This window comes from Oceanicaulis sp. MMSF_3324 (assembly GCF_030733545.1).
GTDB lineage: Bacteria > Pseudomonadota > Alphaproteobacteria > Caulobacterales > Maricaulaceae > Oceanicaulis.
Map to the genome: position 1 here is coordinate 94,437 of NZ_JASHIU010000003.1, position 20,201 is coordinate 114,637.

Annotated in this window: 13 protein-coding genes and 1 tRNA gene; 8 read left to right on the forward strand and 6 right to left on the reverse strand. The window is 63.0% G+C overall.

All coding sequences use genetic code 11. From position 1 onward, the window contains the following. Positions 1-99: 99 nt before the first annotated feature. Complete coding sequence (locus RBA95_RS04905; RefSeq protein WP_306015696.1) at positions 100-2,433, reverse strand: TonB-dependent receptor; 2,334 nt, start codon at positions 2,431-2,433, stop codon at positions 100-102. A 195-nt stretch (positions 2,434-2,628) separates the two neighbouring features. Here RBA95_RS04905 and RBA95_RS04910 point away from each other — a divergent pair, with 195 nt between their 5' ends. From RBA95_RS04910 to RBA95_RS04920, 3 genes are read left to right on the forward strand one after another with little or no spacing between them, the layout of a single operon-like run. Then, positions 2,629-3,318 carry a TetR/AcrR family transcriptional regulator gene (locus tag RBA95_RS04910; protein WP_306015697.1) on the forward strand — a complete coding sequence of 230 codons (690 nt, stop codon included), beginning with the start codon at positions 2,629-2,631 and terminating at the stop codon, positions 3,316-3,318. After that, positions 3,318-4,184 carry an alpha/beta fold hydrolase gene (locus RBA95_RS04915; protein WP_306015698.1) on the forward strand — a complete coding sequence of 289 codons (867 nt, stop codon included), beginning with the start codon at positions 3,318-3,320 and terminating at the stop codon, positions 4,182-4,184. Before RBA95_RS04910 ends, RBA95_RS04915 begins: the two co-directional genes overlap by 1 nt. A 20-nt stretch (positions 4,185-4,204) precedes the next feature. After that, entirely contained in the window at positions 4,205-5,125 is a 921-nt protein-coding gene (locus RBA95_RS04920) for an alpha/beta fold hydrolase (protein ID WP_306015699.1), read from the forward strand. Positions 5,126-5,195: 70 nt separating this feature from the next. On the opposite strand, the gene RBA95_RS04925 is transcribed toward RBA95_RS04920, so the two are convergent. Both RBA95_RS04925 and RBA95_RS04930 read right to left on the reverse strand, forming a co-directional pair. Further along, positions 5,196-5,540, reverse strand: coding sequence for a rhodanese-like domain-containing protein (locus tag RBA95_RS04925; RefSeq protein WP_306015700.1), 345 nt, complete (start codon positions 5,538-5,540; stop codon positions 5,196-5,198). Between the two features lie 111 nt (positions 5,541-5,651). Beyond that, positions 5,652-6,839 (reverse strand): Mrp/NBP35 family ATP-binding protein, encoded by a 1,188-nt coding sequence (locus RBA95_RS04930; protein WP_306015701.1) that lies wholly within the window; start codon positions 6,837-6,839, stop codon positions 5,652-5,654. 20 nt (positions 6,840-6,859) lie between these two features. Between RBA95_RS04930 and RBA95_RS04935 the strand changes: the two genes are divergently transcribed. After that, positions 6,860-6,950: transfer RNA gene (locus tag RBA95_RS04935), tRNA-Ser, on the forward strand. A gap of 452 nt (positions 6,951-7,402) precedes the next feature. Here the strand turns inward: RBA95_RS04935 and RBA95_RS04940 are convergent. Continuing rightward, on the reverse strand, positions 7,403-9,832 hold the full coding sequence (locus tag RBA95_RS04940) for a DUF305 domain-containing protein (RefSeq protein WP_306015702.1): 2,430 nt from the start codon (positions 9,830-9,832) through the stop codon (positions 7,403-7,405). A gap of 167 nt (positions 9,833-9,999) precedes the next feature. Between RBA95_RS04940 and RBA95_RS04945 the strand changes: the two genes are divergently transcribed. Next, positions 10,000-10,887: a dienelactone hydrolase family protein gene (locus RBA95_RS04945; RefSeq protein ID WP_306015703.1), complete on the forward strand. Its 888-nt coding sequence runs from the start codon at positions 10,000-10,002 to the stop codon at positions 10,885-10,887. On the opposite strand, the gene mnmH is transcribed toward RBA95_RS04945, so the two are convergent. Beyond that, the gene (mnmH, locus tag RBA95_RS04950) at positions 10,884-11,945 is read right to left on the reverse strand and encodes a tRNA 2-selenouridine(34) synthase MnmH (protein WP_306015704.1); all 1,062 of its coding nucleotides are present in this window, start codon (positions 11,943-11,945) and stop codon (positions 10,884-10,886) included. The two genes, RBA95_RS04945 and mnmH, sit on opposite strands and share 4 nt — an antisense overlap. A 54-nt stretch (positions 11,946-11,999) precedes the next feature. On the opposite strand from mnmH, the gene selD reads away from it, so the two are divergent. The 3 genes from selD (at position 12,000) to RBA95_RS04965 (ending at position 18,695) form a co-directional block, all read left to right on the forward strand. Further along, positions 12,000-13,061, forward strand: coding sequence for a selenide, water dikinase SelD (selD, locus tag RBA95_RS04955; RefSeq protein ID WP_306015705.1), 1,062 nt, complete (start codon positions 12,000-12,002; stop codon positions 13,059-13,061). Between the two features lie 124 nt (positions 13,062-13,185). Further along, a complete protein-coding gene (locus RBA95_RS04960; protein ID WP_306015706.1) occupies positions 13,186-17,271 on the forward strand; it encodes an autotransporter outer membrane beta-barrel domain-containing protein in 4,086 nt (1,361 codons plus the stop codon). A 107-nt stretch (positions 17,272-17,378) separates the two neighbouring features. After that, on the forward strand, positions 17,379-18,695 hold the full coding sequence (locus tag RBA95_RS04965; RefSeq protein ID WP_306015707.1) for an AarF/ABC1/UbiB kinase family protein: 1,317 nt from the start codon (positions 17,379-17,381) through the stop codon (positions 18,693-18,695). A 15-nt stretch (positions 18,696-18,710) separates the two neighbouring features. Here RBA95_RS04965 and mltF read toward each other — a convergent pair whose 3' ends face one another. Continuing rightward, positions 18,711-20,081: a membrane-bound lytic murein transglycosylase MltF gene (gene mltF, locus RBA95_RS04970; RefSeq protein ID WP_306015708.1), complete on the reverse strand. Its 1,371-nt coding sequence runs from the start codon at positions 20,079-20,081 to the stop codon at positions 18,711-18,713. Positions 20,082-20,201: the final 120 nt, after the last annotated feature.

Sequence of the window (20,201 nt, forward strand, 5' to 3'; positions counted from 1 at the left end):
AATCGCGCTCACCACATACTGAAGGGGTAAACCTTCAAAAGGCAAAGAAAAAACGCCGCCAACCCGGCAAGGTTGGCGGCGTTTTTCCGTCACACGCGATTAGTAGCGATAGGTGACGGAGGCGGTGACGGTGCGCGGATCGCCATAGAAGGCTGTCAGCGTCCCTTCAAGGCCCAGCGTCGGCGTGAACGGACCGCTGGTGCTGGAGTAGTCCACAAAGTCATAGCCCGCGACCTTGTAACGCTCGTCGGTCAGGTTCCGACCATACAGACCGGCCGTCCAGACGCCGTCATCGGAGTTCCAGACCACGCTGGCGTTCCACAGCGTGTACGCTTCCTGGTCGATCAGCGGGCTCGACAGCTCGAACTGCTGGGAGTCGCCGCGATGCGACACGGTGGTCAGGACGCTCAGCTCACCCGAATACACCGGCGCATGATAGCCCAGCGATAGCGAGCCAGTGGTGTCCGGGGTGTTCTGGATGGACGCCTGATCAGAGATATCCGCACCGAAGGCGTTGATGAACTGATCGTATTCGCCGTCCAGCAGGCCCAGGGTGGTGTTCAGCGTCATGTAATCGCCGTCCACGAACGCATTGGTTTCCCAGGCGCCGGACAGTTCAAACTCGATGCCGCGCAGGGTCGCTTCACCCGCATTGGTGGTCACGCCCGTGAAGGTGTCGGCCACGCCGTCGCCATCGGTGTCCACACCCACGGAGCCCGGCACCTGAACGTCGGAATAATCCATCTGGAACACGGCCAGGGAGTGGCGCCAGCCATTGCCCCAATCGGCTTTCCAGCCCAGCTCATAGCTGTCGACTTCTTCCGGATCGAACTGCATGAACTGGTAGACCTCGGCCGAGGACACGGAACCGTCGCCATTAAAGTCAGGCGCTGCCGAGGTTTGACCGCGCGGGTCGAAACCGCCGCCCTTGAAGCCTTGCGAGTAGGTCGCATAGACGTTCTGGCCCGCGGCGAAGTTCCATGCGATGGACGCCCGCGGAGAGAAATCGTCGAACTCGGCCGTGCCGTTGAAATCGGACGTCACAGCGATCGGAACGGCGCTGCCGCCGAACAGGTCCGAGGCGCCGCCGATAAAGGTAGTGCGACGCACCACGGAAGACCGCTCATCCTCGGTGTAGCGCGCGCCCAGCGACACTTCGATGGTGTCGGTCAGGTCATAGGTGAAGTCCGCGAACAGGGACCAGGTCTCGGTCGCCACGTCACCAAAGGTCTGCGCGTTCAGGCCCGGAAGCCCGATGACCGCCCCCGTCGTCGCCAGGATCACGTCAAAGCCGGTCATGGCGTTGGCGTCCAGATAGTATGCGCCAACCACGCCATTCAGGCGCTCGGATGAATACTGCAGCTGGAATTCCTGGGAGAACTGGTCGTTGGCGTAGATCGCCGGCACGTCGAGATCCGCTTCGGGCAGCGAATCAAAGTCGATCGGGGTGGTGCTCTCGTCTTCGCGATACGCAGTGATCGACTTCAGCGTGATCGAGTCATTGACCATCCACTCGGCGGTCACAGAGCCGCCATAGGCTTCAACATCCTGCTCGGGAAAAGCCAGGCCGGCGCGCGTGTCGTATTCGTCATCAAGCACGGGATAGGTGAAGGGCGGGAACTGGTCCGGGATCAGACGGTGACCCTGACGCGCGTTAGACGAGTCAGAGCTGTAATCGCCCGCGACGCGGATCTGGAAGGTCTCGGTGAGATCAAACTCCGCAGACAGACGACCAGCCCAGACAGATTTATTGTAGTTGTCCACGCCATTATAGAGGTTTTCGCCATAGCCTTCACGGGACAGGCGCGCCACAGCGCCGCCGACCCGGACAGTGTCGCTCAAGGGCGTGGAGCCGCTGGCGATGACGTCCAGCTGGTTATAGCTGCCCACATTGACGCGCACGCTGGCGGTCGGCTCATCCGACAGGCCGCGCGTGACGTATTTGACGGCGCCGCCAATGGTGTTGCGGCCATAGAGAGTACCTTGCGGACCACGCAGGACCTCGATGCGCTCAACGTCGTAGATATCGAGCACGGACGCCTGGGGACGGTTCAGGTAGACATCATCGAGATAGATTCCGACGCCGGATTCAAAGCCCGCCACAGGATCCTGCTGGCCCACGCCGCGGATGAAGGCGCTGAGCGTGGTGTTCGTGCCGCGCGACACTTCAAGGGTCACGTTCGGGGTGACCTGGGCGACAAAGGTGATGTCCTGCGCGCCGAACTCGTCGAGCTGATCGCCCGAAAACGCCGTCACGGACACCGGAACATCGGTCAGGGTCTCTTCCCGGCGACGGGCGGTGACGGTGACCACGTCCTGGATCGGACCGGCTGAAGCCCCGGCTTCCTGAGCAACAGCGGAAGCGGCGAATGGCAGGGCGGACGCAGAAACGAGCAATGCGGCCGCACCCAGAATGGTGCGTTTCATAGTCATGGGGTAATCCCTCCCTGTGAACGGAAGCTTCTATGAGCTTTTGCATGAGGTAAATTCAACGTTGAATGAAAAGTCAATAGGCATTAGGACTTCGGTCACAAACAATAAGGCGGCTGAGACCTGATAGACACAGGCTATGGCTGGCCAATTCATGGCTTTGGGCTCTAAAAGGGAGCCCAAGGGAGGACCAGAATAATGACCGACGCCGGAGGAACGCGCCGGGGCGAGCGCACGCGCACCCGCCTGCTGGACGCTGCAGAAAGCCTGTTCGCTGAAAAGGGCTTTCATGGCGTCACCGTTCGCGCCATTGCGCGCCAGGCCGACAGCGATCCGGCCCTGGTCGCCTATTATTTCGGCGGCAAGCGTGAATTGTTCGATGCGGTGCTGCTGCGCCGCGCCGAAGAGCTCAATACGATTCGCCTGGCCGAGCTTGAGGCCTGCGAAGCCAACGCCGGTCCGGACGGCCCCACCCTGGAAGCCATTATTCACGCCTTCACCCATCCGCTGCTTGATCGCAGCGCCAATGGCGGGCCGGGCTGGAAAAGCTATTTCGCGCTGGTCGGTCAGGTGACCAACTCCCCCGAATGGGGCGTGGCCATCATGTCGAAATACTTCGACCCGATCGTGCGGCGCTTCCTGGACGCCGTGCGCCGCGCCCTGCCCGATGCGCCCGATGAAGAACTGTTCTGGAGCTATCACTTCCTGTCGGGCGCCCTGGTTCTGACCTTTGCCGACACCGGCCGTATCGACGCCCTCTCCGGCGGGCTGTGCAAATCCAGCGATCTCGAAGCCGTCACCGAACGCATGCCCGAATTCCTGGCCGCCGGCTTCAAGCGCATGGCGCAACGCGGCTCCAGTACAACACAAGCCACAGAGACTGTTTGATGACCCCGTTTTCAGAGCACTATTTCACCGCTCCCGATGGCGTGCGCATCTATTACCGCCGATATCCGGCGCAAGGCGACAACGGCAAGACGCCGGTGATCTGCCTGCATGGGCTGACCCGCAACAGTCGCGATTTTGAAGACCTCGCCCCGATCATCGCCGAAACGGGCCGCTCCGTGGTGGCCGTGGATGTGCGCGGACGGGGACGTTCTGATTATGACGCCAATCCCGAGAACTATACGCCCGTGAAGTATGTCGAGGATGTCATCGGAACCCTTGATGAACTGGGCTGGCCGAAAGTGATCTCTGTCGGCACCTCCATGGGCGGACTGATGACGATGATCCTGTCCACCATGCGCCCGGGCCAGCTGACCGGCGTCGTCATGAATGATATCGGCCCCGAGCTTGATCCTGTCGGCCTTAAGCGCATCCAGGGCTATGTGGGCGGCGCCGGCCGGTTTGCGAACTGGGAAGAAGCGGGTGAAGCCCTGCGCGCCATCAATGGCGTCGCCTTCCCCAAAGAGACTGGTCAGGACTTCTGGATCGCCTTCGCCAAGCGCACCTGTCGCGCCATTGATACGGGTGAGATCGTGCTTGATTACGACGCCAATATCTCAAAGCCGGTTCAAAGCGGCGATGTGGCGCCGCCCGATCTGTGGCCCTTCTTTGAGGGCCTGAAGGGCGTGCCGCTGCTTCTGGTGCGCGGCGCCATCACCGATCTGCTGGCCATGGAGTGCGTCGAGGAAATGTCGCGCCGCCATGGCGCGATGGAGCTTGTGCAAGTGCCTGATGTGGGCCATGCCCCGCTCCTGACCGAACCTGAAGCGCTTGAACCGATCAAGGCTTTCCTGAACCGTCTCGACTAACGCCTAGAAGGATGACGACCATGTTGCTGCGAATTCTGGGCGGGGTGATCCTGCTGGCGGTTCTGGTGATCGCCTTTATCGCCTGGACCCTGAGGCCGCTGGATGCGGGCGCGGTCCAGTCTGAATGGATGACCGAGGCAGACCGGTTCGTCACCATTGAAGGCGAAGACTGGCGCGTGCGCGAGACGGGCCCCGCCGATGCCCCGGCGCTGATCCTGATCCACGGCTACAGCCATTCGCTCGAAGCCTGGGACGGCATGTCCGCCGAGCTGGAGGATGACTTCCGGGTCATTCGCTTTGATCTGCCCGGCCATGGCCTGACGGGCCCTCGCGAAGATGGCGCCTATTCAGTTCCCGACACGGTGAAACAGGTAAGCGCCCTGCTTGATGAGATCGCGCCGGAGCGGTTCGCCATTGGCGGCAATTCCCTGGGCGGTCTGATCGCCTGGCGCTATGCCGCGGACCATCCTGATCGTGTGGATCATCTGGTGTTGATGGATCCGGGCGGCTATCCCAATCTGGGTGTGGGCGACGAGCCTGCGCCTATTCCCGACGCCATGAAAGCCTATCTCAGACTGGCGCCGGAAGCCGGTGTGGCGATGGCGACGTCGGGCCTATACGCCGACCCCACCCGCATCACGCCCGAGCAGCTTGAGCGCATTCGCGCCATGATGCGCGTCGAGGGCAATGGCCAAGCCCTGATCGAGCGGATCGAGCAATTCACCCTGCCCGATCCCAATCCGGACCTGGCGCGCATCCAGGCCCCGACCCTGATCATCTGGGGCGATCGTGATTCCATGATCCCGGCGGCCCATGGTCCGCGCTTTGACGCGGCCATCCCCGATTCCCGGCTGGTGCTGATGCAAAACACCGGACACATGCCGATGGCGGAATGGCCGGTCGAGACCGCCGAGCTGGTGGACGACTTTCTGGACGACTGACCCAAGCGATTGTTCCAACAAAAAAGGGCGCTCAGATCACTGCGCGCCCTTTTCCATGCGTTTGCAAGGCTCAGCCCTGCAGCACCATCTGACCGGTCGACGGTTCGATCCGGTAATAGCCCAGACCCGCCGCTTTCCAGGCGCCCATGCCGCCGGCCATGTGCGTGACCACATCCGAGCCGGCCGCCGCACACGCTTGCAGGGCCTTGCCCGATCGGCCGCCGGCGGCGCAATGCAGAACGACCTTGCGCCCCTGCCCGGTCGGAAGCGCAGCCGGATCAAAGGTCGACAAGGGCAAAAGCAGTGCGCCGGGGATGCGTTCGTTCTCGTACTCTCCGGGCTCGCGCACATCGACAAGGATGATCTCGCCAGCCTTCAGAGCCGCATCAACCTGTTCAGGGGACCATTCTTCCATCTTCGCTCTCTCTTTGCAGCGCCGGGCGGAGGCGCCCCGCCCACTTCAATTATCAATTTTGACAAGTTTGGAGGCAGAGCTCAAGTGCGACCTGCCGTCACTGATGCGTGATCAGTCTTCGAAGACGATCTCCGGCGCGGGTCGGTGAGCGCCTTCAAGGGCGTGCAGCATGCCCGCGGCGGCGCGCTGGAAGGCTTTGGCGACCGGCCCGTCGCCCGACCCGACCAGACGGCCTTCATCGCTGGCTTGGCGCAGTTCGGGATGCAGCGGGATCTCGCCCAGGAAGGGCACTCCCAGAAGCTCAGCTTCAGAGCGGGCGCCGCCGCGACCGAAGATTTCCGTGCCCTCGCCACAGGACGGGCACAGGAAGAAGCTCATATTCTCGACAATGCCCAGAATCGGAATGGCGGTGCGATCAAACAGCGAGACCGCCTTGCGCGCATCATCAAGCGCCAGCGTTTGCGGTGTAGACACCACGACCACGCCCGAAATCGGTGCGCCCTGGGCGATGGCCAGCTGGGCGTCGCCCGTGCCCGGCGGCATGTCGATGATCAAAACGTCCAGATCGCCCCAATTCACCTCGTTGAGAAACTGGCGGATCGCGCCGGTCACCATCGGGCCGCGCCAGACCACCGGATCGCGCTCGCCAATCAGAAAGCCCATCGAGACCACTTTCACGCCATGCGCTTCGACCGGTTCGATGCCGTGTTCGGATTTCTGCAGACCGGACACCTCGCTGAGACCGAAAATCCGAGGCGCCGAGGGGCCGTAGACGTCCGCATCCATCAGCCCGACCGACAGCCCCATTTTCACGCAGGCCGCAGCCAGATTGGCGGCGGTTGTGGACTTGCCCACCCCGCCCTTCCCCGAGGCGACGGCGATGATCGCCTTGGCGGGCGCCTTGGCGGTTTTTGAAGCATCATCGGGTTCGGGCTTGGTCGTCTTGGCGCTCAATGCCGCTTCGATGATGACGCGGGCGCGGTCAATCTCGGGATGGGCTGTCAGCGCGGTCTGGATCGCCTCGCGCAAGGCGCTGGCGTCTTCCCCGGCGGCGCCGGGTTTGAGCACGAGCGTCGCCACGCCATCGCGCAAATCCGCGCCCTCAATCCGGCCGGAACGGTTCAGGGGCGCACCACTGGCCGGATCGGCCACCGAAGCGAGAGCATTGAGCACGGTTTCGTTCATGGGGCTGAGATAGGCGAGCCCTGCGCCGAACGCAAAGCCATCGGCGCTTATTCCCGTCTGTTTGCAGCATAAACTGCAGCTCAGACGCGCGAGCGACTTGATCGGCGGGGGCAAGCGCGGCTAAACCCGTGAGTGGAGACGTGGCCGAGTGGTCGAAGGCGCTCCCCTGCTAAGGGAGTAAGCGGCAAAACCGCTTCGTGGGTTCGAATCCCATCGTCTCCGCCATTTCAAGTTCCCACTGAGAATTCAGAGGGGGCGATACGAGCGGAACCAAGCGTACTTTGGCGAGTGAGGTTGGTTCCACTTGCGATGTCTTCGGCCCTGTTCTGTGACACAGAGTCGGAGACACCCATCGGGGTAGGTTGACAAAAATCCCTTCCTATACATTGGCTTAATTGCTTCGGGGCAAAAACGTGCAAACTGCACTGTGCCAATCGAGACCGATCCTCTGCTAAGGGAGTATACCTCAAAAGGGTATCGTGGGTTCGAATCCCATCGTCTCCGCCAGACCTTCTGACCTGTCGAAACCGACACCAATCCATCTACAGAGTTTCAAAAGTCTGGGCGCTCACTGCGGAGCGTCATGAATATCTGTGCGATCTACTCGGCCTTAACACAGTCATGAAAAAAGCCGGACCGTGACCGGCCCGGCTTCTTCCGTTGGCGTTCAGATACGCCTAGCGCAACGAGCTGGCGACTTCGTCGATCACATCCTGCAGGCGTGACAGGCGACGCACAGAGGCTTCGCCCTGCACGGATACATCAGACAGGCCGCGACGCAGCTGGCGCAGTTCGCGCGACAGCTGAGCGTTGTCTTCGCCAGCCTCAACGGCGTCCGCCGCCTGACCGAGCGCGGCATAGAGCGCTTCAGCCTGTTCGGCCGGCAGCGCCTCGTCACGCATCAGCTGATCCATATAGGCGAGCCCGACCACGGGATGGTCCGGCCAGCTCACGGGATATTGCTGCTGCGGGTTGAAGGTCTGGCCCTGGTCCGCCAGGCGAGCCGCCGCGATTTCGTTCTCGCTCAGATACTCGCTCGGCTCCAGCTCGAACACATCGAGCCCGCGCACGATCTCGGTGCCGTAGATGCGGCCGTCATACCAATAGGTGGACCAGTAACCGCCCAGCACCATCACGTCCGGATCGATGGGACCGCGGTCGAAATACGCGATCTCATAGGCATTGCCCGGATCGGTGAAGTCCAGGATGGACATGCCGCCCTGATACCAGGCCTGCACGAAGACATCGCGGCCCGGCACCGGAATGATCGAGCCGTTATGGGCGACGCAATTCTCTTCCTCGGACTGGGCGGACGGGATCTTGTAGTACCCGTCAAACTCCAGCTGGCCGTCATTGATGGAGTAGATCGCATTGGCGCCCCAGTCGGACGGATCCTGTGCGCGGCAGCGCGGACGACCGCCCCCGCCCCATTCGTCGGTGAAGAGCACCTTGTCGCCGTCATTGCTGAAGGTGGCGGAGTGCCAATAGGCAAAGCCCTGATCGACCACGGCGTCGATGCGGCGCGGCGCCAGCGGGTCGCTGATGTCCAGGATGATGCCATTACCCGAGCATGCCCCTGCGGCCAGGTCGAGCGAGGGGAAGACCGTGATGTCGTGGCACTGGTCGGTCCGGCGGGTCCGCTGGGTGCCCTCGCCATGATCGCCGCCCGTCCACAGACCGGCGATCCGGCCCGTTTCATCATCGGCGAAGACGCGCGGGCTATCGACAATGCGCGACGCGGCCGGGTTGTCGACCGGGATCTCGATCACGTCGATGCTGAACAGCGCCGTATCCTCATCCCCCGGCAGGCCGGCGACACAGCCCGCCAGTTCCTCTTCGTCGCGAATGGAGCTGGTGCCGGAATTGTAGACGACGACCCGCTCTTCATTGCTGGAGACCACCGAATGGGTGTGCGACCCGCGGCAGGTCTGCACCTGGCCGACCTGGCGCGGCGCCAGCGGATTGCTGATGTCGAAGATGCGCAGGCCGCGGAAGCGTTCATCACTCACCTCCTCGCTCACGCCCTGACGCCCGCAATCAACCCGGGCGCGGGTGTCCTGCACCGAGACCAGCAGCAGATCGCCCACGATCGAGACATCGCCCTGCCCGCCCGGACAGACGACCGAGCTCATCAGCTCGGGCTCATCACCGCCCAGACGATACAGGTTGAAGCCGTGGTAATTGCCCACCGCGAGCAGATCGCCGGCGAAAGCCATGTCCGTGTTCGAGAAGCTCAGGAAAGGCGCGCGCTGTCCAAAGCGGCGCTCCACCTCTTCATCGGTATCCTCAGGCTCGATTTCCGGCGGCAGGCCCGCCGGGTTCTCGCTGTCGAAAAAACCGGTCGGCTTGGGCAGGCTGGCGATCAGCTCCAGATTGGAGATCGCCTGGCCCGCATCCCGGAAACCCGCTTCCAGACCATTGCGCGGATCTTCCGACAGGGAGGACAGAACCGAATTCATCCGGCGGATCTCAGCGGTCTGCTCACCGCGCACATCATTGATGAAATCGTACAGCACAGGGTCATAGGCCGAACCACGCTGGTCCAGCAGGTGGTCCACCATGTCCACGGCGCCTTCGTGGTGCGCAATCATCAGCTCCAGGAACAGGGCGTCGAACTCGCCGCCATTCGCCGCCGCCAGCGCCTGCATCTGCTCGGGCGTGGCCATGCCTTCCATGGTGGCGTGGCCCATATGGTCCCCGGACCCGTGATGCATGGCGTGCGCGTCATTGGCCGGATCAGGCGCATCCTGGCCCCGTTCGGTCAGCCAGTTCTGCATGAAGGCGATCTCATCGGCCTGGCTGGCGTTGATGCGGCCTGCAACAGCGACAATCTCGTCCGTGCTGGTCCGGTCCGCCACCAGATCAGCCATTTCCACAGCCTGGTAGTGGTGGATGATCATGTCCTGCATGAAGCGCACATCATCAACCGAAAACCGGTTGGCCGCGATCTCGACAGCTTCTTCCGCACTGATCTCGCGCACATCCTCGCCCGGCGCGCCGGGCTGAACGATGGGTGCATTTTGCGCGGCGGCGACAGCATTGGCGCTAAGCCCGGCCGCCAGGGCAACCATGGCGGACTGCAGGAGCAGTCGTGAGTTTATGGACATGAAAGTCTCCCCGTTATTTTGCCGGGAAGATTAGTGGCCCACTCAGAGAGGGCAAGTGAATCCCGAGAAAGCCCACAGTTGCGCCGCCTCTCCAGACTGAAACCGGATTGACTTGCAGCGCGTGCGCGTCGCGCTATTACACCGTCGGCTCAGCAAGGGGACAAAACATGAAACGGTCAAAGCCCGATATCGCACCCGGCGCGTTCAGGCTCTACGACGCGTACGCCCATGGCGACATGTCCCGACGCGATTTCCTCGACGGATTGAGGACCTATGCCGTCGGCGGCGTGACCGTGGCCGGATTGGCGGGCGCATTGATGCCCGATTACGCCAATGCCCAGCAGACCGAAGCGGGCGATCCGCGCCTTCTGGAAGAGGATCTGCTGTACGACTCCCCTCAAGGTGCAGGCGAGATGAGCGGCTATCTCGTACGTCCTGCCGGCGACGCGGTCCCGCGCGGCGGCGTTTTGATCATTCATGAAAATCGTGGCCTGAACGCGCACATCCGCGATGTCGCCCGGCGTGCAGCGCTGGCGGGCTATGTGGCCTTCGCACCGGACGCGCTGCACCCGCTGGGCGGCTATCCGGGAACCGATGACGAGGGCCGCACCCTGCAGCGCCAGCGCGACCGCGCCGAAATGCTTCAGGACTTCATCGCGGCCGCCCATGTCCTACGCGATCACCCCGCCACGACCGGTCGCGTCGCCGCTGTCGGGTTCTGCTATGGCGGCGCCGTCGCCAATGCGCTGGCCGTTCGTCTCGATTGGCTCTCAGGTTCCGTCCCGTTTTACGGCGGCTGGCCCGAACCCGAAGCTGCGGAGCGTGTCCGCGTACCCCTACAAATCCATCTCGCCGAGCTCGATGATCGGGTCAATGCCGGCTGGCCGGCTTGGAGAGACGCATTGGAGGCGGCTGGCGCGCCCTACGAGGTCCATCTCTATGAAGGCGCCCAGCACGGTTTCCATAATGACACCACGGCGCGATTTGATCCCGATCAGGCGGCACTGGCCTGGGCGCGCACGCTCAGCTTCTTCGAGCGACTTCTAGTCGACTAGGCGCCGGACGATACCGCTATGACGCGATCAGCGAGCGCGTGAAGCGCCTCACTGTCGAGACGTTCCGTCTTGAGTGTCGTCACGCTCTGCCTCATGCGCTTTCGCCGCGAGCGGTCATACGCCGGGTCATAGTGCGCCTGCATCAGCTCGGTCGCCAGCTCAATGGACGCGCCCGAATGGGCTAGCTCGCGCCAATGCGCGATCCGGTCACGAGGCTGAAACGGGCTGATCAGGTCGAGCGCCTGCTCGGCGCGCTCGGGATCGTCGACGATATCGGCATAGCTCTGCGTCAGAAACCGCGCCCGCTCTGCCAGCGGAGCCACGATCTCAAGCCGGGGCGTGTTTTTCATAAGGTTCCACAAGGCGGCAGGCAATCGGATGGATCCGATACGGGCGGATTCCGCTTCGACGAACACCGGCCGCGTCTCATCCAGAAGCTCGACCTGGCTCCATAGCGCACTTTCAAAGGCTTTCTGGCTGGGCTGGTCTGCATCGGCAAACCCGCCAAAGGCCGAGCCGCGATGCCGGGCGAGCCCTTCAAGATCAATGACCTGTTCGCCCTTCTCGCGCAGCACCTGCAACAGCGCTGTCTTTGCCGTTCCGGTCTGGCCGTCAATGAGGACAAGATCGAGCTTGGGGCAAACGGCCTCGAGGCCAGCGATCACGGCGCGTCGCCAGGTCTGGTACCCGCCTTCAAGTACCGCCACCGGCCATCCGACCGCGGCCAGGATCGTCGCCATGGAATTGGAACGCATGCCCCCGCGCCAGCAATACACGAGCGGGCGGAAGCGCTTGGGTTTGTCCGCCAAAGCGGTCTGCAAGTGAACCGCCGCATTGCGCGCCACCAGCGCCGCACCGGCGCGCCGCGCTTCGAAGGGTGAAACCTGCACATAAGTCGTCCCGATCTCGGCGCGTTCGGCGTCGTTCAGGACGGGCATGTTCACCGCGCCGGGCAGATGATCCTCCCCATGCTCGGACGGGGAGCGGACATCGATGATCATGTCATAGCGTTGCAGCCGGGCTGCACTGACATCGGTCAGGGTCTCGTAACGTATCATGCGCGCCTTATAGTTCCGTTCTCGGCTCGAATCGAACACAGACGGATGCTTGTGATGACTGACGCCTCTTCCGCCCCTGCGCCATCCCTGACAAGCCTTGCGCGCGGCGGAGGCTGCGGCTGCAAGCTCGACCCCGCTTTCCTCGATCGCATTCTGGCCGATAGCCCGCCCTTGCCGCTCAACCCCGCCTTGATGGTGGATGCAGCGACCCGCGATGACGCAGCCGTCTACCGGATCAATGACGAGACCGCTTTGGTGGCGACGACGGATTTCTTCGCCCCGGTGGTGGATGATCCCCACGAATTCGGTCGTATCGCCGCCACCAACGCCCTGTCCGACATCTACGCCATGGGCGCCAAACCGATCTTCTGCCTGGCGGTTCTGGGCATGCCCATCAATACGCTGCCGCCTGAAACCATTCGCCAGATCCTCGATGGCGGTCGGAGCGTGGCTGAAAGCGTGAATGCGCCGGTGGCGGGCGGGCACTCCATCGACGCCGCCGAACCGTTCTACGGCCTCGTGGCTTTGGGACTGGCCCATCCCGACCGGATTCTGACCAATGCCGGCGCTCAGCCCAGAGACGTCCTGATCCTCGGCAAACCGCTGGGCGTGGGCGTGTTCAGCGCCGCCCAGAAGCGCGGTCTTCTGAACTCGTCAGATTACGAGGCGATGATTGACTCCACCACGAAGCTGAATACGCCCGGCGCGGACCTCGCCCATCTGGACGGCGTTCATGCGGTCACAGATGTGACCGGCTTCGGCTTGCTGGGGCATCTGTCAGAGATGTGCCGCGGATCGGGCGTTTCGGCGCAGCTGGACCGCACCGCCCTGCCCGTTTTCGACGGCGCCCGCCGCCTCCTGGCCGAAGGTGTGCGGACCGGCGCCTCCGGACGCAACTGGGCAGCCGTTGAACCTCACGTGGAACGCCCACAGGATTGGTCCGACGCAGATCGCGACATGTTGTGCGACCCTCAGACAAGCGGCGGGCTATTGGTGGCCTGCACGCCGGACTCCGCTCCCCAAGTCCTGGAGGCCTTCCGCCGTCAGGGTCATGACGCCGCCGTGCAGATCGGACAGGTCGAGGCTGGCGCCCCGCTTATCCGGTTCAGCGCCTGACCCGGATCGCTCTGCGATCCCCACTTAATCCATAAACAGGATTAACTTTTACTCGTCTCTCGTGCCGGGCCGGGGCATGCTGGGCGCATCTGTTATAAGTTAATGACGCTGGGGGGACATCATTATGACCATCAAGACGAGCCGCAAGGCGCGTTTACGCGCGACTGTCGCTACGGCCTTGCTGGCGAGCCTCCTTCCCGCGACAGCCTGGGCCGAGTGCCTCGTCGAAGCCGACACGATCCTGATCTGTTACGACGACGCACCGGACACCCGGATCATCGAATCCGCGTATGATCGTTACGAGATCACAGGTCGATATCAGGGCGTAACGATCAGCGGCCTGGACGGCGCCCTGATCCTGACCGCTGCATCCCAGATCAGCCACACCCCCTCTGATGCCGCGGACGCCGCGATCGTGATCGAGAGCGCGTCTGCAAATGGCTCTTTCACCCATGAGGGGCTGATCCAGTCCAGCGTGGGCAATGGCGTCTATCTCGCCGCGGAGAACGCGGCGGGCGCCGCCAACGAACTGGGCGGCTTCACGAACACCGGCACGATAACCACCTCGGCGCCGGGCTACGAAGCCGTGGTGCTGGAAGGCCGGATAACCGGTGATGTGAACAATTCCGGCACGATCAGCGGCGCCTATACCGGCCTGTTCTCCAGTTATATCGGTGGCGACCTGATCAATTCAGGCACGATCAGCGCGACAGGTGATGTGGACGCCGCTGGCGTTGAGGTCACCAGCGTCATCGGGGGCGTCATAAACTCAGGCACGATCAGCGGCGACGCATACGGCGTGATTGGCGTGTCGCTTGAAGGCGGACTGTTCAATGCCGGCCATATCACCAGCGGCGGAACTGCAGTGGATGTCATCACGCTGGGCGGGTTCACCAATGCCGGTCGTGTTGAAGGTGGCGCGTACGGACTGGTTTCGCAAACCCTCAATGGCGATCTGGACTTACGCTCGAACAGCCTGATCTCCGGCGGCGTGCGGGCCATTGATGTGGGCACGCTCAACGGCGATCTGCTGATCGGCGCTCAGGTCCGGGCTGACAACGGGATAGTCATTGATCAGCTCAATGGCGGCGTCCTCAACACCGGCGATCTCATCCTGACCGGCGCCGGACTGAGCATCGGAACCCTCACGCAGCCCCGCAACACCCCCACCATCGATTTTGGCGCCCTTCGGCTCGAGAACGCCTCGACCGGGACCGGGCTGGCCTTGCGTGTCGATGACTTCCAGCTCGGAGATCATGTGCTGATCAACGCGGAGCTGGATGGCGGCGCGTCCTTTGACTTTTCCAACTCTGACGCGTCCCTCACCCGCAATGTGTTCGTGCATGGACGCTATGAGACCGATCTTGGCAGCGGACTGTCAGGCTTGGTGCTCGATGGAGGCGCCAATATCCGCTTCCTGAACAGCTTTGGTGAAACGCTGGAAGTCTTCGGGGACGATTGCGGGCTGTGCGTGACCAACCTCACCGCCATTCCCGGCATTGATATAGAGCCAACCACACCGGTTGGCCTGCCGGGCGCGGGCTCTGCTCATTCCCTGGCAGGCCTCTTCTTCGGACGCACGGCGGCCCTGGATATCGAACTGGTGAATTCCGGTGAAACTGCAGACCGGATGAACACGCTTTTCCTGAATGGCAGCGCCTTCTCCCAAACCGGCGACGCCATTCATCTGCGAGGCGATCTGAGCGGGCTTTCACTTGCACAATTTCCGATACTGGGCGCATGGGCGCCGCAAGGCAGCGCCGTGACGATTGAGGGGAATGTGGATCGGCTTCTTGTACGAGGCAGTCGACAGGGCGCCTCCCCCACTGACGTGCTCCAAGATTATCTTTCAGGCTTTCTCGACGATGAGGATATTGAGACCTATCTGGCGCCAAACCGGGACTTCACGGACTATTTCTCCAGGCGCGTCGCCATGTTCGCGGCCCGTGATCACGCCCTGCACGTCACCGGTGACATCGAGCAGTTCCGCTTCGGGTTCGGCAGCGACAGAACGCGCCCATCCGCCTATAGCCTGGAAGGCGACGCCATCCGCATTGACGGCGATGTCAGTCAGGCCTTCATCACCGGTGTGGCCATCAGCTATGCCGCCTCGGCGGACGCAGCCGGCCTGCGGATTGGCGGGACGTCCGGAACCCGGCTTTCAATCGCCCCCTTCTCGGTCATTCACGGACAAACGGCCGTAGTGCTGGGGGATGGCGACGATCAGGTCTTCATCGGCAGAGGCGCAAATCTGTTCGCTTATGGCGATACGGTCATGGATCTGGGCGGCGGTGATGACACCGTGTATGCGACCGGCGCCATTCTGGAGGCCAATGTCACCCCCCCCACGGTCCCGACGTCCTCAAGCGTCGCCTCGATCCAGTCCGTCGCCGCTCCCTTCAATCTGAGTGCAGGCCTGATACAGGGTGGCGACGGCGATGACACGATCATTCTGGAAGGCGACAGCACGCTTGACCTCCTGTTGACCGATTTTGAACAGCTCACTGTCGCTGAAGGCGGAACGCTGACATTCGGTCGCGACCAGACGGTGGACAATGTCACTGTGCTGAGCGGCGGCCTCGATCTGAACGGGTTTGATCTCACAGGCGATCTGACGCTGGTCGACAGCACGCTGACAGGCAATGGCGGACGCATTGAAGGCGCGCTGACAACACTGGGTAATGTGCTGGTCGAGGATCTGGAGCTGGGGGGCGACTTCACCATTTCCGGTCTGCTCAATCCCGGCGGCTTCGGCGTCATCGACACGCTCTTTGTCGGAGGCGATTTCGCCTTACTGCCCGAGGACGGCGCCCTAGCGGTGGCAACGATCGCGAACCAGCAAGCGACAGATGTCACAGCCGGCGCGGCCGCGCGCCTGGCGATCGATTTTGACGGTCTGCGCCATGACCGGGTCCGCGTGGATGGCGCGGCTCAATTGCAGGGTGATCTCTATCTGCTGGGCGATCTGACAGACGCGCTCAAATCGCGCCAGTCCTTCAACCTCGTCACGGCGCAAGGCGGGCTGAGCGGCGGTTTGACCCTCGCCAATACCGGCGGCGTGCTGTTCACCCCCGTGATCGAGCAAAGCGCGACCGCTCTGAGCTTGAACTTTGAGCGCGCTGCGGACTTCGCAGACGCGCTCAACGCCTCCACGGGCAATCGCCGGCGCGCCGCCCAAGGGCTTCAGGCGCAATGGGATGCAGGGCCCAGCGAGGTGGATGATGTCCTGCTGTCGCTGGATGCCGGCCTGCCCGCCGCCGGGACATTGCAGGGCTATGCCGCCGAACCGGCCGCCGCCGTCTTGCGCGACGGTGCGGAAACCGCCGGCCTGATCGCCCGCACCATCGCCGCCTGCGGCCATGACACCGCATCCTGTTCGGGCAGCGATCGGGGCTGGGTGCAGTACTCCCGCAGCGCGACCTGGCTAGATGGCGACGCCAATGCCGGCAAGGTGCGCCAGAGCACGAGCCTGACCTCGTTCGGCCTGCGTCACGCCTTCACCCCCGAGCTCAATCTGGGCGCGTATGGCGCGATGGCGCGAACCCGCGTCAAGGTCGAGGCCGGTGATTACGGTCGTGGGGAGAACGAAACCCTCTCGGCGGGCGCATTCGCCGACTTCACGTCAGGGCGCGTTTCGATGTTCGCGCTTGTGGGCGTAGGCAAGGCCGAGTCCGAAACCAATCGCCGAACGCCGCTGGGTGTCGCGACGGGCAATACCGAACAATGGCTGACATTGGGACGCGCTTCGGCGCGACTGGCCTTGTCTCAAGGCCCGCTCATGTCGGGCCTGACGGTGTCCTACGCCCATGCCCGGTCGGACATGGATCGCTATACCGAAGCGGGCCCGAACGGATTTGATCTCGATCTGGCCCCTGAGGACTATCAGTCCGATCAGGCCGAGCTCGCATTCGATGCGTCCACAACTCTGGGCGAGCCTGGGTCCGGGCGGATCTGGCGCGTCGGCGCGGAAGCGGGGTATGCGGTCAATCTCAGCGACACCGCAGCGATTGTGCGCGCAAGTTTCGCAAACAGCTCTGTCGGCTTTGACACCTTCGGTCCGGACGGCGGCGAAGACGGCCCGGTTGCTTCCCTGTCGCTGTCGAGCCAGGACCCGGATGGTCGCTTCCGGCTGGATCTGCAGGCTTCGGGACGCTGGACGGACTCCCGGGCCAGCGCGACCGTGACCGGGCAGCTGGGCTGGCGGTTCTAGGCGCGCATCAGGTATCGCCTCAGGTCCCGTCCCGGGCGGGCTGATGTCGCCGTTTCGGGACTTGGGCGCGCGATGATCTAGCTTCTTTCCTCCAAAGAGGATGAAGCATGACTGACAGACGCGACAATCGAGGCGCCGCGATTCCCAAAGGCCGGTTGAGCCGGCTGGGCCGGTTCGGGCGGCTTGCGGCCGGGACTGCGAGCGAAGCTCTGGGCAATTCGCTTCAGGCCCTGGCGCGAGGCGAAAAGCTTGATGCGTCCCGCCTCGTCCTGACCCCATCAAACGCGCGTCGCATGGCGAATGAGCTGGCGCATTTGCGTGGCGCCGCCATGAAGATGGGGCAGATGCTGTCCATGGATGCGGGCGATCTTCTTCCGCGCGAATTGACCGACGTGCTTGCGCGTTTGCGCGAGAGCGCCCAGCCCATGCCGCCTCATCAGCTCAAGCGGGTTCTGACACGCAATTGGGGGCCTGACTGGCTGAGCCGGTTCGCGCATTTCGAAGCGCGCCCCATGGCCGCCGCGTCCATTGGCCAGGTCCATCGCGCCCGAACACAAGACGGCCGGGAGCTGGCGATCAAGGTTCAGTATCCCGGTGTTCGCGACAGCATCGACAGTGATGTGGACAATCTCGCCAGCCTGATCGCGCTATCCGGGCTTGCCCCGCGCGGCCTCGACCTCAAGCCCATGCTCGAAGAGGTAAAGCGCCAGCTGCGCGACGAGGCCGATTATCTCCGTGAGGGGCGCATGATGACCCGGTTCGGCGACTGGCTCGCGGGGGCGGATGCGTTTGTGACCCCGCAACTGGACGAGGAACTGACCACGCCCAATGTGCTGGCGATGTCATATCTGCCCGGAGATCCCATAGAAACGGTGGCTGAGGCTGCACCGGATATACGCAACCGGGTCATCGCGGACCTCTCCGAACTGGTCTTGCGTGAAGTCTTCGAGTTCGGCGCCATCCAGAGCGATCCCAATTTCGCCAATTATCGCTATCATCCCGAGACGGGCCGGATCGGACTTCTCGATTTCGGCGCCGTCCAGGACATTCCCGACACGGTTCGCCAGGCCGGGCGGCGTTTGCTCAGAGCCGGGCTCGCGGCGGATGGATCGGAGCGGGAACAGGCCCTGATCGAATTGGGCTATCTGTCAGACGAGACCCCGCCCGATCAACGCGCGCTGGTGCTTGAGCTGACGGATATGGCGCTGGCGCCCCTGTTTGAAGCGAGGACCTTCGACTTTGACGCCTCCACGCTCATCGCGCCCCTGCGGGAAGGCGGGTTCAAGCTGCGCGAAATGGGATATGCCCGCACCCCTGCCCCCATGGCGGTGTTCATTCAGCGCAAGGTCGCGGGGCTGTACCTGTTGGGCGCAAAACTGAACGCCCGGCTGGACACACGAAGCCTGCTCGAACGCTACGTCTAGTCTGACGGTCCAAGCTCAGGCCTCAAGGTGCAGGTCGAGCAAGATCCGATAGCGCCGAATATTGCTCACATAATGGACGGGCTCGTGCCCGCGCGCATATCCGCGCGGCAGGGTCCGGTAATGCTCTGGATCTGACAGCAGGGGCAGCACTTTACGCACATCGCCCCAACGTCCCTTCTCCAGCGATTGTCGTTCCGCCAGACGCCGCGCGTCGTAAAGATGGCCCATGCCCACATTGTAAGCAGACAAAGCCAGGAACAGCCGGTCGCGGCCCTGCACGTCGTCCGGCAGGCGCTCCATGAGATTGGACAGATAACGCGCGCCGCCCTCAATCGACTGGGCCGGATCAGTGCGGTCCTCAATGCCCAGCTCATTGGCGGTGGGCAGGGTCAGCATCATGATGCCCCTCACCCCGGTCGCACTGACCGCGTCCTCATCCCAATGGGATTCCTGATAGGCTTGGGCGGCCAGCCAACGCCAGTCGATGCCCGTGGCCTCTTCCGCGGCCTCAAAGTGTGGACGCAGGGCGGGCAATCGTTCCTCGATCCGGCGGATGAACCGGGCCGTATCCACATAGTCGAACTCCTGGGTCGCGCCATACCAGCGCTGGTCCAGACGCTCGAGCAGGCCGGTTTCATGCAGACGGTCCGACCAGGTGTTCAACCGATCGGTCAGCGCCGTGTCAGTGGGCAGCACCAGGGCGAGCGAGCGTTCTTCACTCAGATCGAGCGGCGTCAGCAGCTCGGGGAAACGCAAACGGGCATGGGCGATGAGATTGGAATCCGCCACGGTGCAATCGATCGATTCCGCCTGGACTTGCTCGAGCAAGGGCATGGCGGAACGTGCATTGACCGTCCGCCAGCTGAGGTCGGGATAATCCGCCGCCAGGCCTTCCAGGGTTTCGACGAAGCTGGAGCCCTGCAGCACCACAATCTCCACGCCAGCCAGATCGGACAGCGCCTGTATGCGCGGCCCGCCGCGTCGGCAGACAAGCTGTTCGGTCACCGTCTTGTAGGCCGGACCGAAGCTGACTTGGGCAGACCGCGCTTCGGTGACGGTCACGCCGCCCGCAGCCAGATGGCCCTGCCCTTCGGAAATACGGGTCAGCAGCTGGTTGAGATTGCGCTGCGGCTCATAGCGAACGCTCACGCCCAGTTCCTGAGCAAAATCCTCGATCAGCGCGACTTCATAGCCTTCCGGCTCGCCATCTTCGTCCAGATGATAGGTCGTCGGGCTTTCCAGCGTCAGAATGATGAGCTCGCCACGTTCGACGATTTCATCCAGCGTCTCGCCCCCGGGCAGTTCGGGCGATGAACAGGCGACCAGGCTGACAAGCGACGCGGTCGCGCCGCCCAGCCATTTTGTGCTTTTTGTCCAAAACTCCATGCCTCAAACCTAGGCGATTTTCGGGCACAACCCAAATTTTGCCCTATTTCGAGCGCCGAAACCGGATCAAGAAACCACGCTATCTCACTGTTTTTGATTCAGCTCTGCTTTTTGACAAAA

What these genes read in the sequence shown, in the direction of transcription:
- RBA95_RS04920 (WP_306015699.1), top strand. Translation starts at nt 4,205, where the DNA reads ATGTTGCTGCGAATTCTGGGCGGGGTGATCCTGCTGGCGGTTCTGGTG.
- selD (WP_306015705.1), top strand. Translation starts at nt 12,000, where the DNA reads ATGACTGACGCCTCTTCCGCCCCTGCGCCATCCCTGACAAGCCTTGCG.
- RBA95_RS04925 (WP_306015700.1), bottom strand. Translation starts at nt 5,540, where the DNA reads ATGGAAGAATGGTCCCCTGAACAGGTTGATGCGGCTCTGAAGGCTGGC.
- RBA95_RS04915 (WP_306015698.1), top strand. Translation starts at nt 3,318, where the DNA reads ATGACCCCGTTTTCAGAGCACTATTTCACCGCTCCCGATGGCGTGCGC.
- RBA95_RS04940 (WP_306015702.1), bottom strand. Translation starts at nt 9,832, where the DNA reads ATGTCCATAAACTCACGACTGCTCCTGCAGTCCGCCATGGTTGCCCTG.
- RBA95_RS04965 (WP_306015707.1), top strand. Translation starts at nt 17,379, where the DNA reads ATGACTGACAGACGCGACAATCGAGGCGCCGCGATTCCCAAAGGCCGG.
- RBA95_RS04910 (WP_306015697.1), top strand. Translation starts at nt 2,629, where the DNA reads ATGACCGACGCCGGAGGAACGCGCCGGGGCGAGCGCACGCGCACCCGC.
- RBA95_RS04945 (WP_306015703.1), top strand. Translation starts at nt 10,000, where the DNA reads ATGAAACGGTCAAAGCCCGATATCGCACCCGGCGCGTTCAGGCTCTAC.
- RBA95_RS04905 (WP_306015696.1), bottom strand. Translation starts at nt 2,433, where the DNA reads ATGACTATGAAACGCACCATTCTGGGTGCGGCCGCATTGCTCGTTTCT.
- RBA95_RS04960 (WP_306015706.1), top strand. Translation starts at nt 13,186, where the DNA reads ATGACCATCAAGACGAGCCGCAAGGCGCGTTTACGCGCGACTGTCGCT.
- mnmH (WP_306015704.1), bottom strand. Translation starts at nt 11,945, where the DNA reads ATGATACGTTACGAGACCCTGACCGATGTCAGTGCAGCCCGGCTGCAA.
- mltF (WP_306015708.1), bottom strand. Translation starts at nt 20,081, where the DNA reads ATGGAGTTTTGGACAAAAAGCACAAAATGGCTGGGCGGCGCGACCGCG.